This is a genomic window from Actinosynnema pretiosum, from assembly GCF_002354875.1.
In the GTDB taxonomy this organism is placed as follows: domain Bacteria; phylum Actinomycetota; class Actinomycetes; order Mycobacteriales; family Pseudonocardiaceae; genus Actinosynnema; species Actinosynnema auranticum.
Genome location: NZ_CP023445.1, coordinates 4,627,923 through 4,640,364, shown reverse-complemented (window position 1 = coordinate 4,640,364; position 12,442 = coordinate 4,627,923). Strand labels below are relative to the sequence as shown.

Sequence of the window (12,442 nt, the reverse complement as noted above, 5' to 3'; positions counted from 1 at the left end):
GCGGCCCCGAGCGCGGCGCGCGCGCCGTTCCGACCGGCGCCCGAGCGCGGGTGGAAACCCTCGCACATGGGTAGGGGAGCCTACCCGCAGAACCGCTCGCACCGCGATCGGCCACCACGCGCAGGCTCCCCCGCCACACCGCTCACCGAGCCCCCGGAGGCGCTCCGACCCGCACCCGGCGGTCGGCGACCACCGGGCGCGCGCCCGCTCCGCGTCGACCCACGCGCAGGCCGACGCCGCCTGACTCCGCCCGACCCCGCTGTCAGACCGCGACCAGGTGCGGCACCTGCGGCTCCTGCTCCTCCGGCAGCGGCTCCAGCTCGTCCTGGGCGTCGCTCAGCATCCGCTGCGCCACGAGCAGCTGCTCGGCCACCCGCTGCCGCCCGGCCTTGAGCTCCGCGACCCGCCGCTCCGCCTCGGCCACGATGGCCGCGGCGTGCTCGGCGGCCTCGGCGACCAGCCGCTCGGCCTCCGCCCGGCTCTCCGCGTCCCGCCGGGCGAGCGCGGCCAGCGCCTCGCCGCGCCGGGCGCGCATCGCCTCGGTGAAGTCCGACTCGACCTGGGCGCGCAGCAGCGCCGACTGCTCGTCGAGCTCCCGCCGCTGCTCCGCCGCCTCGCGCGCCGCGGCCTCGGCCTCCTCGCGGGTGGCCCTGGTCGCCTCGTGCTGCTCGCCGACCAGCCGCTCCCACTGCTCCCGCAGGCTCGCCGCCGCCCGGTCCGCGTCCGCCCACGTGCGCTCGGCCGCCGCCCGAGCGCGCGCGGTGATCTCCTCGGCCTGCCGGTGGGCCAGCTCGACCCGCCTGCGCAGCCGCTCCTCCAGCGCCTCGACGTCCACCGGCGAACCGCTGATGCGGTCCACCTTCGCCCGCAGCTCCCGCACCTGCTCGCGGGCCTCCTCCAGCTGCCGGGCCAGGTCCTCCGCGCGCGCCACGGCGGCGTCCCGGTCGGCGGCCAGCAGCCGCGTCCCGGTCTCCGCCTCGCGCACGTAGCCCTGGACCTGCGCCCTGTCGTAGCCGCGCCATGCCCGGTCGAAGTCGACGCGCAGGGGGAGGAGTTCTTCGCGGACCTCGCCAGTCGTCACCGTGTCAGCTCCCCTCTTCAACTGTCGTGTGTCCCCGCTCACGGCGGGATGATCTCCAACGTCCTCCGGAGCACCCCGGTTCCGCAAGGGGCGCAACCCGTGCAGCGCAAACCATAGCCGCTGCGACCTGGGCCGTCCCTCCTCTGTGGACGGCTGCTGAACCGGTGCAGCCAGTGGGGTGCGACACCCGGCCGGTTGCCCGCGCCCGCCACCGGGTACCTCCGGCGCACCGGCCCCCGAGGCCGACCGGGAAGGGGGTGGGACCTGGTGGTCCTGGACATCGGTTCCGAGGGCGCCGCGCGCCCGCTGTCGCTGGACCTCTCGCAGCGCACGCCGCCGCTGGCGCGCGTGCGGCGCTGGGCGGGCGAGGTGCTCGCGGGCCTGGACGACGAGCAGCTCGGCGACACGATGCTCGTGGTGACCGAGCTGGTCAGCAACGCGTTCGACCACGGCCGGGCGCCGCGCGCGCTGCGGCTGCACCGCAAGGGCGCGCCCTGGCTGGTGCGCGTGGAGGTGGACGACGCCTCCCCGTCGCTGCCGGTCATCGGCCGCTCCCGCCTCGGCGGCTACCGGGGCCGGGGGATGCTGATCGTGTCGAACCTGTGCCGGGGGTGGGGCGTCACCCACCGGTCGGGCGGCAAAACGGTGTGGGCCGAGATCGCCTGCGCGTCGTGACGGCCTGATCGGCCCGACCGGCCCTATCCTGCCCCCGGTACGACGCGCCGGGCGCGCCCGGCGGGCACGCGACGGGGGTGCGGGCGGAGATGGCTCAGGCGGGGCTCGCGTTCCCCGGTGACGGCGAGATGGCGCGGCTGATGCGCGCCCACGCGTGGGCGGACGGCCCGCTCGGACCGGTCGAGGACTGGCAGGCCAGCCTGCGCACGGCGGTGCGGATCTGCCTGACCTCGCGGTTCCCGATGATCCTGTGGTGGGGCCCCGAGCTGCGGTTCCTCTATAACGACGCCTACCTGCCGCTGCTCGGGGTCAACCACCCCGCGCTCGGCAAGCCGGGCGAGCGGGTGTGGTCGGAGATCTGGCACATCATCGGGCCGATGCTGCGGTCGGTGCTGGAGACCGGCGAGGCGACCTGGTCCGAGGACCTGCTGCTGCCCATGCGCAGGCACGGGTACCTGGAGGAGACGTACTGGACGTACTCCTACAGCCCGCTGCACGACGACGACGGCGTGGTGCGCGGGGTGTTCACCGCCGTCAGCGACACCACCGAGCGGGTGGTGGGCGAGCGCAGGCTGGCGGTGCTGCACGACCTGGGCGCGCGGGCGGGCGACGCCCGCGACGTGGACGAGGCGTGCGCGCTGCTGGTGGACGCCCTCACCGGCTCCGGCCGGGACGTGCCGCACGCGGAGCTGCACCTGCGCGACCCCGGCGGCGGGCTGCGGCGCGTCGCGGCCGGACCGGGGGAGCCGCCGCCCGAGGGGACCTGGCCGCTGCGCGGGGTGCTGGAGAGCGGGGAGCCCGCCGTCGTGGAGGACCTGCACCTGCTCGACCCGCCGCTGCCCTCGGGCGACTGGCAGGCCCCGCCCCGGCGGGCGGTCGTGCTGCCGCTGCCCGGTGACGGGGACGAGCCGGTCGGCGTGGTGGTGCTCGCCTCCTGCTCGGGCCGCGAGCTGGACGAGCCGCACCGGGCGTTCCTGTCGCTGGTCGCCCGCCAGTGCGCGGCCGTGGTCAACGCCGCCCTCGCCTACCGGGCGCAGCAGCGGCGCGCCGAGGAGCTGGCCGAGCTGGACCGCGCCAAGACCGCGTTCTTCGCCAACATCAGCCACGAGTTCCGCACCCCGCTGACCCTGATCACCGGCCCGCTGCAGGAGCTGCGGGCGCGCGCCGGACCCGGCGAGCGGGCCGAGCTGGACGTGGTCCACCGCAACGCGCTGCGCCTGGGCAGGCTCGTCACCGCGCTGCTGGACTTCTCCCGCATCGAGGCCGGGCGGATGCGGGCCCGCTACGAACCCGTCGACCTGGCGGTGGTCACCGCCGAACTGGCCAGCACGTTCCGCTCGGCCGTGGAGAAGGCCGGTCTGGAGTTCCGCGTGGACTGCCCGCCGCTGGGCGTCCCCGTGCACCTGGACCGAGGCATGTGGGAGAACGTCGTGCTCAACCTGCTGTCCAACGCGCTCAAGTTCACCTTCGGCGGGGGCATCCGCGTCGAGGTGCACCGCGAGGGCGACCACGCGGTGGTGACCGTCGCCGACACCGGCGTCGGGGTGCCCGTGGACGAGCTGCCCCGGCTGTTCGAGCGGTTCCACCGCATCGAGAACACCAGGGCCAGGTCGGCGGAGGGCAGCGGCATCGGGCTGGCGCTGGTGCGGGAGCTGGTGGGGCTGCACGGCGGCGAGATCGGCGCGGCGGGCGCGCCGGGCGGTGGCACGGCGTTCACCATCCGGCTGCCGCTGGGCACCGCGCACCTGCCCGCCGACGCGGTCGTCGCGGTGGGCGGCGGGCCCCGCGCGTCGGGGGCGGAGCCGTACCTGCAGGAGGCGCTGCGCTGGCTGCCCGACGACCGCGACCCCGCCGACGACCCGGTCCACGACGACCCCGGCGCGGCCCCGCTGTCCCAGTCGCCGCTGCGCGCCCCCGAGTCCGCGCTGCCCGCGCGGGTCGTGGTCGCCGACGACAACGCCGACATGCGCGAGTACCTGACCAGGCTGCTGCGCTCGGCGGGCTACCGGGTGCGGGCCGTCGGGGACGGGCGGGCCGCGCTGGAGGAGGTGCGCGCCCGCACGCCGGACCTGGTGGTCACCGACGTGATGATGCCGCGCCTCGACGGCCTCGGCCTGGTCGCCGCGCTGCGCGCCGACCAGCGCACGGCGGGCGTCCCGGTGGTGCTGCTGTCGGCCCGCGCCGGGCAGGAGGCGTCCATCGAGGGGCTCGCGGCGGGCGCGGACGACTACCTGGTGAAGCCGTTCGCGGCGGCCGACCTGCTGGCGCGGGTGCGCGCGAACGTCGAGCTGGCCAGGCTGCGCGACCACCACGCCCGGTGGCGGGCGGCGCTGCTGGACTCGCTGCAGGAGGCGTTCTTCGTCTGCGACGAGACCGGCGCGGTCGTGGAGATCAACGCCGCGTTCACCACCGTGCTCGGCTACGGGCCCGAGGGGCTGCCGTACGGGCCGGTGTACCCGTGGTGGCCCACCGCCGAGGACGACCCGGAGGGGCACGCGCGGGTGGAGGAGGTGTTCACCGACCTGGTCGGGCCGGGCAGCGGCGCGCACACCGTCGTGCCGGTGGTGCACCGCGACGGGCACCGGCTGTGGGTGGCCGCCGCGTTCAACCGGGTCGAGGACCCCGACACCGGGGACCGGGTCGTGGTCGGCACGTTCCGGGACGTCACCGACGAGCACTACGCGGCGGTGCGGGAGGCGGCGGTCGCGGCGCTGAGCGTGCGGCTGTCCGAGGCGGACGGGGTGTCGGACGCGCTGGTCGGCGCGCTGGGGGAGCTGGCGAGGCTGTGGCGGGCCGAGCGGGTCGTCGCGCTCGTCGGGGCGGGCGCGGCCGGCGAGGAGCTGCTGACCACCGAGCCGCTGCCCGAGGGCGAGGAGCCCAGGAGCAAGTGCCCGAACGCCGACCGCGCCCCGGTCGCGCCCGCCACCGCCGAGGCGCTGCGGGCCGCGCTGGACCGGCCGCCGCTGGTGGCGCACCCGGACGGTCCGGGGCTGGTCGGGATCACCCTGGAGCACCCGGCGGGGGCGCTGGCGCTGCGCGTGGAGCTGGGCGGCAGCAGGCGGTTCGTGGCGCAGGACGAGGCGCTGCTGGTGCTGCTGGCCGGGCACCTGGGGCAGGCGCTGCACCGGCTGCACCACGTCGACGTGCAGCGGGAGACCGCGCTCGCGCTGCAGCGGGCGATCCTGGGCCCGCAGGAGCTGCCGGGCGGGTTCGCCGCCCGCTACGAGCCCGCCACCCGGCCGCTGGAGGTGGGCGGCGACTGGTACGACATCGTGCCGCTCGCGGGCGGGCGCACCGGCATCGTGGTCGGCGACTGCGTGGGCCACGGCCTGCACTCGGCGACCGCGATGGGGCAGCTGCGCAGCGCGTGCCGGGCGCTGCTGCTCCAGGACATCGGTCCCGCGCAGACGCTCAGCGCGCTGGACCGGTTCGCGATGACCGTGCCGGGCGCGCGGTGCACCACGGTGTTCTGCGGCGTGCTCTCGCCGGACACCGGGCACCTGGTGTACGCCAGCGCCGGGCACCCGCCGGGGGTGCTGGCCAGACCGGGCGGCGGCGTGGAGCTGCTGGACGGCGGCCGGTCGCTGCCGCTGGCGGTCCAGCCGGACCGGCCACGCGCCGAGGCGTGGTGCGACGTCCCGGCGCGCGGCACGCTGCTGCTGTACACGGACGGGCTGGTGGAGCGGCGGCGGCAGTCGCTGGACGACGGGATCGAGCTGGCCGGTCGGGCGCTGCAGGAGGGCCGCGACGTGTCGGTGGAGGACCTGGCGGCGCACGTGATGTCCAGGCTGGTGCCCGCGGGCGGGTTCGAGGACGACGTGGCGGTCCTGCTGTACCGGCGGCCCGGCCCGCTGGTGGTGGAGTTCCCGGCGGACGCGCTGGAGCTGACGCGGGTGCGCGCCCTGCTGCGCGACTGGCTGGCCGCGTGCGGCGTCGGCCGGGGGCAGGCGCAGAACGTGCTGGTGGCGGCGGGGGAGGCGTGCGCGAACGCGGTGGAGCACGGCCACCGCGACCGGCCGGGCGGGCAGGTGGTGCTGCGGGCCAGCGCGACCGTGGAGCGGCTGCGCCTGGTCGTCGCGGACAGCGGCGCGTGGCGGGACCCCGTCGCGGGCGGCGACCTGGCGCGCGGGCACGGGCTCGGTCTCATGCGCGCCCTGGTGGACGAGGTGGCCGTGCGCCCCGGACCGGGCGGGACGGTCGTGGAACTGCGGACGAGGATCACCCCATGAACCCCGAGCTGACCCTGGCCACCACCAGCCGCGCGGACGGCGCGGTGGTGCTCACCGTGGCCGGAGAGATCGACATGGCCAACGCGGCGCGGTTCACCGGGGCGCTCGCGGAGGCGGTGCGCGGGGCGCCGCCGGGGGGCGGGCCCGTGGTGGTCGACCTGGTGGGGGTGGGGTACCTGGACAGCGCGGCGCTGAGCGGGCTGTTCGCGCACGCGGAGCGGGTGGAGGTGGTGGCGGGGGAGCTGCTGGAGGCGGTGCTGACGGTGTCGGGGCTGGCGGCGATCACGTCGGTGCGGATCGTGGGGGAATGAGCCGAGAACGGGATCACCGCATTCCTGCGGCGGGCGGGAGCATTCGCGGAAAATAGGGATTCCCCAGGTCGGATATGTTTTTCCGGCTTGATTACAGTCCCCCGCGTCCGGTTCGACGGGGGAGTGCGCGGGGGGATTCTGCGGTGCGCCACGAGGGAGTCCGGTGGGAGGGGCACACCCACCGGGAGATGCACGACATGCTGCACACCGACGCCGATCCGGGACGGGTCGTGGAGCGCGGGGCGCGGTGGGACGGGATCTCCGCTGAGCTGACCGAGGTCGTCGCGGAGATGGGCGAGGTCAGGAAGAAGCTCGGGGAGTGCTGGAAGGGCGAGGCCGCCACCGCCGCCTCGGGCCTGCTGGGCGAGCACGTCGAGCGCCTGACCGGCCTGAGCCGGATCGCCGGCGGCACGGGCTGTCACATCACCACCGCGGGCGTCCAGCTGCAGTGCGCCAGGGACATGATGCCGGAGGTGCCCGGTGCCCTGGAGGACGCGGCCTCCGCCCTGGCGGGCGCGAACCCGCTCACCGGGGTCGTGCTGGGGTCCTTGGTCGGGCAGGCCGCGCGCGCCGCCTGGCTGGAGAGCCGGAAGCGGCGGGCCGTCGAGGTCATGCGCGGCCACGAGTCCAACTCCCAGGACATCAGCCACATGGTGGCCAACGACGAGAACTCCCGGCGCGCCCGCGACTGGAAGGTCTTCTCCGGCGGGCCAGGGGCGTCGGACTTCCCGGTCGAGCCGCACGCGGACGACCCGTCGACGGGCGGCCCCGGTGGCGTCCCGCCGCGCGGGTCGGGGGAGGGCTTCGCGTTCGACGGCGTCCCGGTGACCCCGACCGACCACGGCGTCGGCGGGCCGGCGGCGGGAGCGGCCGGGGGGACGACCGCGGTGTCGTCGAGCGCCGAGACCCAGCACGGGGGGCGCGAGGCGTACCCCGCCCCCGCGCAGCAGCAGGCGGGCCAGGCGGGCGGCCCGCAGGCCCAGGCGTGGCAGGTCGGCTCGGGCGGTGGCGGCTGGGGACGTGGCGGTGCGCGGGGTGGCGCGCGACCGTCCGGCGGCGCGGGCGCAGCCCAGGCCGCCCAGCCGTGGTCCGGCGCGGCGCCCCCGGTGCCCGGCCGGGGGCCCGCTGAGGCGCGCCAGGGCGAGGCGCGCCCCGTCCCGTCGCGCGCCCCCGGAGCCGGCGGCTCCTCGCTGTACGGGCCGCTCGGGCAGTCCCCGACCGGCGGGCGCGGGTCGGAGCAGGAGTGGCGGCGCAAGGTGCCGCACGAGGAAGAGCTGTTCGGGTTGGACGGGCTCCTCGCGGCGCCCAGGGTCATCGGCGAGTGAGCGGGGGCTGTCGTGGGTGCGGGTGACCGGGTCGGCGGTGGGCTGGAGTGCTCGCCGGAGCAGGTGCGCGCGCGTGTCCGGGAGGTCGAGCGGCTGCTGGGGCGGTTGTCGGAGCTCCACCGCTCCTGCGCGCCCGAGACCGACGCCCGGCTCCCGCTGGGGACCAGCGGGCAGGCCGTCGAGCTGAAAGCGGTGTTCGGGCAGCGCTCTCGGGAGTTCCGCGTCGCGCTGTGGGTCGTCATCGCCGAGCTGCGCAAGATCCGCCAGGAGCTGCTGGCCTGCGTGCAGACCTACCTCGACGTCGAGGAGGCGCTCGGCCACGGGTTCGAGGCGGCGGGCAAGCGCCGGTGAACCACCTGTCGCTCACCTCCCGCGAGCTCCACCTGCTCTGCGAGACCGCCGCCGCCCCCTGGCCACTGCCCCTCCCCGAACCGCCCACCGCCCGCACCTGGTCCGACCACCTCGCCGACAACCGCCGCGTCTCCGCCGCCCTGCGCGCCAGGGGCCTGGCCGACCACCGGGGCCCCTCCGGGCACGTCGCCGACCTCGTCACCGCCCTCTCCGGCGACCGCGTGCACTGGGAGGGCGCCTCCGGTGTCGCCGTCGGGGTCCGGGGCGGCGGGGTCGCGTTCTCGCTGCGGCCCCGCGGGGCCGACGTCGCCGTCACGCCCTGCCTGCCCGACCTGCTCCCCGACGTCCTCCTCGCCGCCGAGCCGGTCCTGCCGCCCGCCGACTGCCTGCCGCTCACCGCGCCCGCCGCCGCCGTGGCCGCCGCGGGGCGGGCGCCCTCGGGCGGCGCGTGGGAGGTGCTCACCGCGCACGGGGTCACCGGGTCCTCGGCTCGCGGGTGGACCGGCCTGCTCGCCTCCGCGCTCGGTGGCGGTATGTGCACGGCCCAACCCCGACTCCGCCGTTCGGGTGAGGCCAGGCGAAGCCCGATCCGGTGGCTCGACACCCGTCGTGGACGGCTGCTGGTGGTCGAGCGGGACGGGTGGCTGAGCGCGAACCCGTTGCCGCAGGGGGAGCTCCGCCGCCTGGTCGCGGGAGCGTGCGGCTGACCAGCGGGTACCGGGACCGGAGGCCCGTTACCTTTCCGACATAAAAACTTCAGTCGCTGCAAACTTGCACTATGTGCAGCTTTCCGCCTACCCTCACTCGTATGGGGGAAGGTTTGCGCGACCGCAAGAAGCGGCTGACCAGGCAGGCGCTGGCCGACGCCGCGCTGGACCTGGTCACCGAGCGCGGACTCGACGGCATCACCGTCGAGGACATCGCCGCAGCCGCGGGCGTCTCCGCCCGCACGTTCTTCAACTACTTCACCACCAAGGAAGAGGCCCTCCTCGGGCCCGACCCCGACGCGGGCCCGCGCCTGGCCCGCCGCATCCTCGACCAGCCCGCCGACCTCGCCCCCCTCGCCGTGCTGCGCGCCGCCCTCCTGGCCGAGCTGGCCGAGGAGACCGCGGGCCGCGACGAGTGGCTGCGCCGGATGCGCGTCATCGAGCAGAACCCCGTCCTGCTGCCCAAGGTCCTCGCGGCGGGCGAGCAGGTCGAGCGGCACATGGTCCGCGCCCTCGCCGAGCGCACCGGGCACGCCGAGACCGACGCCCACCCCATGCTGCTCGCCGCCTCCGCCAACACCGCGTTCCGCGTCGCCGCCTGGCGCTGGGCCAGCTGGCCGGGCGCGGGCGACGCCCCCCAGCTCACCGACCTGATCGCCGAGGCCTTCGACCTGCTGGCCTGCGGCTTCGCCCTCCCGAGTCCCCCGCACCACCGATCCGACGAGGAAAGATGACCGACACCGCTGTACCCGCGACCGGGGCCCCGAGCACCTCGCGCCGCGACGTCGTCCAGGCGATGACGGGCCTGATGCTGGGCATGTTCGTGTCCATCCTGGCCTCGACCGTCGTCTCGAACGCCCTGCCGCGCATCATCTCCGACCTCGACGGCTCGCAGTCCGTCTACACCTGGGTCGTCACCGCCGAGCTGCTCGCGATGACCGCCACCGTCCCCCTGTGGGGCAAGCTCGCCGACCTCTACAGCCGCAAGCTGCTCATCCAGCTCTCCCTCGGCCTGTTCGTGGTCGGCTCGCTCCTGGCGGGCTTCTCGCCGAACGTCGAGGTGCTGATCGTCAGCCGCGTCGTCCAGGGCCTCGGCGCGGGCGGCATGACCGCGCTGTCCACCATCGTGATGGCCGCGATGATCCCGCCGCGCGAGCTGGGCCGCTACGCAGGTCTGTTCGGCGCCGTCTTCGGCATCGGCACCGTCGCGGGCCCGCTCATCGGCGGGTTCCTGGTGGACACCTCGTGGCTGGGCTGGCGCTGGTGCTTCTTCATCGGCGTCCCGTTCACCCTGGCCGCGATCGTGCTGCTCCAGCGCACCCTGCGCCTCCCCCTGGTGCGCAAGGACTCGGTCCGGATCGACTACCTGGGCGCGGCGCTGATCACCGGCGGCGTCTCCACCCTGCTGATCTGGTCCACGCTCGCGGGCGGCTCGTTCGAGTGGGTCTCCGCCTGGTCCGCCGTGCTGGTCGGCGGCGGCGTGCTGCTGCTGGCGCTGGCCGTGTGGGTCGAGTCCCGCGCCGCCGACCCGGTGGTGCCGCTGCGCCTGTTCGCCAACCGCACCGTCAGCCTCACCACCCTCGCCAGCGTCCTGGTGGGCGTGGCGATGTTCGGCGGCACGGTGTTCCTGTCGCAGTACTTCCAGATCGGCCTCGGCAAGACCCCCACCCAGGCGGGCCTGATGAGCCTGCCGATGGTGTTCGGCCTGTTCCTGTCGTCCACGATCGCCGGCCAGCTGATCACCAAGTGGGGCCGCTGGAAGGTGTTCCTGGTCGCGGGCGCCGCGATCATGGTCGTGGGGATGCTGCTGCTGTCCACGATCGACGCGAACACCACCGTGCTCGTGGTCGGCGCGCACATGGCCGTGCTCGGCGTCGGCGTCGGCATGGTGATGCAGAACCTGGTGCTGGCCGCGCAGAACGACGTGCCCGCCAAGGACCTCGGCGCGACCACGTCCACGCTGACCTTCTTCCGCAGCCTCGGCGGCTCGATCGGCGTGAGCGCGCTCGGCGCGGTGCTGGCCAACCGGGTGTCCGCGCTGATGACCGAGAAGCTCACCGCGCTGGGCGTGCCCGCCGACATGCTCGCCAGCGGCGGCGGCCACACGGCGGTGCCGGACCTGTCGGCGCTGCCCGAGCCGATCCGGCTGGTGGTGCGCGACGTGTACGCCACGGCCACCGCCGAGCTGTTCCTGATCGGCGCGCCGATCGCCGCGATCGCGCTGCTCGCGGTGCTGTTCATCAAGGAGAAGCCGCTCAAGGAGCAGAGCGGCGACGAGCGGCTCGCCGCGGAGCTGCCGCACTGACCCGAGGCTCGCGCGTGACAGCGGACCCCCGTTCCCGGCCCTGGGAACGGGGGTCCGCTGCTTGCTCCGGGCGGGTGCGGGCGTTCCGCCGGGAGCGGCGTGGTCCCACCGATCAGCTCGCGCGGTCCCGCCCCCTCGGCGGGACCGTGCGACCGGACCGGTGGGGCGCGGCGGTTAGAGAAGACCGCCCAGGAGGGCGCCGAGCAGGTTCTTCACCAGGTCCAGCACCGTGCCGAGCAGACCCATCACTACCTCCCGTTTTCCCCTGAACTTGTCCGCTCACCCGAGCGGTAGGCTCAAAGGTAGGACGAGGGAACGACCAGGGGTAGTGGTCTCCCCGGGACAGACGCATCAACTCACTCGGCGGTGGGTAACGCTTTCGCGCGTCACCCACATTGTGTGAATGGTGACGCCCCGCCCGTGCCTGGCAACCGCCGCGCGGCACTGGTCCATTCGGACGCCTACGCGCTGCGGTGTTACCCGCAGCGATCCCCGCCCTCCACCCTCCGCCGAACGGCGCCCCGCCCGCCGTCGCGGCGCGGTCGAGCGGGCATCCCGCATTCGGGCGGTTTTCCGGCGGCCGGTGTATTTGGCCGTGACCGCTCCGCTCATGCACTAGTGGTGACTGGGGAGTACCACGCACGGGGGGAAGTGGGAGATGACATCGACCTTGCAGGCCCGACCGCGCGCCGACCGCTTCGAGCGGCTGCTGTCCGACCGGTCCGGGGTCAGGCTGCTCGGCGTCCCGGAGGTGAGCGGGGCCTCGCGGACCCGGCTGCTGGACGAGTTCGCCGCGCTGGCCTCGGCGCGGGGGGCGCTGGTGGCCAGGGGACGGGCGCGCGGGGGCGCGTACGGGCTGTTCCAGGACGCGTTCGGCTCGGTCTCCGCGCACGGCCGCGAGCGCGACGTGGTCCTGCTGCTGCGCGGGCTGCTGCGGGCGCCGCGCGCGCTCGGCATGACCGAGGACGAGCTGCGCCGCGCCGTCGACGCGGTCCTCGGCGCGCTGCCGGGACTGGTGCTGCTGCTCGACGACGTGCACCTGGCCGACCGGCCCTCGCTGGCGCTGCTGGAGCACCTGGTGCGCCGCGGGCCTGGCTCACCGCTGCTGGTGGTCCTCGCCCACGAGCCGCGCTCGTGCCCGCCCGCGCTGGCCGCGCTGCTCGTGGCGGCCGAGCGCGAGTCGCTGGCCACGGTCGTGCGGCTGCCCGTCGACGGGCACCGGCTGACCCAGCGCGAGCGGACCGTCCTGGTGGTGCTCGCGGAGGGCCTGACGGCGGACGCGATCGCCCGCAGGCTCGACATCTCGCCGCGCACGGTGCACCGGCACCTCCAGCACCTCTACCGCAAGCTCGGCACGACCGACCGGCTCGCGACCGTGCTGCGCGCGCAGGAGCTCGGGCTGCTGGGCTGACCAGGACCGCCGGGCAGGCCGGGGGTGGCCGCGGTCGCGCGGAGGGG

General features: G+C 75.6%; 10 protein-coding genes. 9 read left to right on the top strand and 1 reads right to left on the bottom strand.

Annotated features, from left to right (window positions below):
• Positions 1-262: 262 nt before the first annotated feature.
• A complete protein-coding gene (locus CNX65_RS19790) occupies positions 263-1,081 on the bottom strand; it encodes a coiled-coil domain-containing protein (protein ID WP_096495082.1) in 819 nt (272 codons plus the stop codon).
• Between the two features lie 267 nt (positions 1,082-1,348).
• On the opposite strand from CNX65_RS19790, the gene CNX65_RS19785 reads away from it, so the two are divergent.
• From CNX65_RS19785 to CNX65_RS37190, 9 genes are all read left to right on the top strand, one after another.
• Complete coding sequence (locus CNX65_RS19785) at positions 1,349-1,756, top strand: ATP-binding protein (protein ID WP_232519918.1); 408 nt, start codon at positions 1,349-1,351, stop codon at positions 1,754-1,756.
• Positions 1,757-1,845: 89 nt separating this feature from the next.
• Positions 1,846-5,985 (top strand): SpoIIE family protein phosphatase, encoded by a 4,140-nt coding sequence (locus tag CNX65_RS19780; protein ID WP_096495081.1) that lies wholly within the window; start codon positions 1,846-1,848, stop codon positions 5,983-5,985.
• Positions 5,982-6,296: an STAS domain-containing protein gene (locus CNX65_RS19775; protein WP_096495080.1), complete on the top strand. Its 315-nt coding sequence runs from the start codon at positions 5,982-5,984 to the stop codon at positions 6,294-6,296. Before CNX65_RS19780 ends, CNX65_RS19775 begins: the two co-directional genes overlap by 4 nt.
• 143 nt (positions 6,297-6,439) lie before the next feature.
• The gene (locus tag CNX65_RS19770; protein ID WP_096495079.1) at positions 6,440-7,621 is read left to right on the top strand and encodes a PPE domain-containing protein; all 1,182 of its coding nucleotides are present in this window, start codon (positions 6,440-6,442) and stop codon (positions 7,619-7,621) included.
• A 12-nt stretch (positions 7,622-7,633) separates the two neighbouring features.
• On the top strand, positions 7,634-7,972 hold the full coding sequence (locus CNX65_RS35520) for a PE domain-containing protein (RefSeq protein WP_157767738.1): 339 nt from the start codon (positions 7,634-7,636) through the stop codon (positions 7,970-7,972).
• Positions 7,969-8,679, top strand: a complete 711-nt coding sequence (locus CNX65_RS19765; protein WP_157767737.1) for an ESX secretion-associated protein EspG — start codon at positions 7,969-7,971, stop codon at positions 8,677-8,679. Before CNX65_RS35520 ends, CNX65_RS19765 begins: the two co-directional genes overlap by 4 nt.
• A gap of 101 nt (positions 8,680-8,780) precedes the next feature.
• Positions 8,781-9,413 carry a TetR/AcrR family transcriptional regulator gene (locus CNX65_RS19760; RefSeq protein WP_096495077.1) on the top strand — a complete coding sequence of 211 codons (633 nt, stop codon included), beginning with the start codon at positions 8,781-8,783 and terminating at the stop codon, positions 9,411-9,413.
• Positions 9,410-10,984: an MDR family MFS transporter gene (locus tag CNX65_RS19755; RefSeq protein WP_096495076.1), complete on the top strand. Its 1,575-nt coding sequence runs from the start codon at positions 9,410-9,412 to the stop codon at positions 10,982-10,984. The genes CNX65_RS19760 and CNX65_RS19755 overlap by 4 nt, the downstream gene beginning before the upstream one ends.
• A gap of 658 nt (positions 10,985-11,642) precedes the next feature.
• The gene (locus CNX65_RS37190) at positions 11,643-12,395 is read left to right on the top strand and encodes a helix-turn-helix transcriptional regulator (RefSeq protein WP_157767736.1); all 753 of its coding nucleotides are present in this window, start codon (positions 11,643-11,645) and stop codon (positions 12,393-12,395) included.
• The last annotated feature ends 47 nt before the right edge of the window (positions 12,396-12,442 follow it).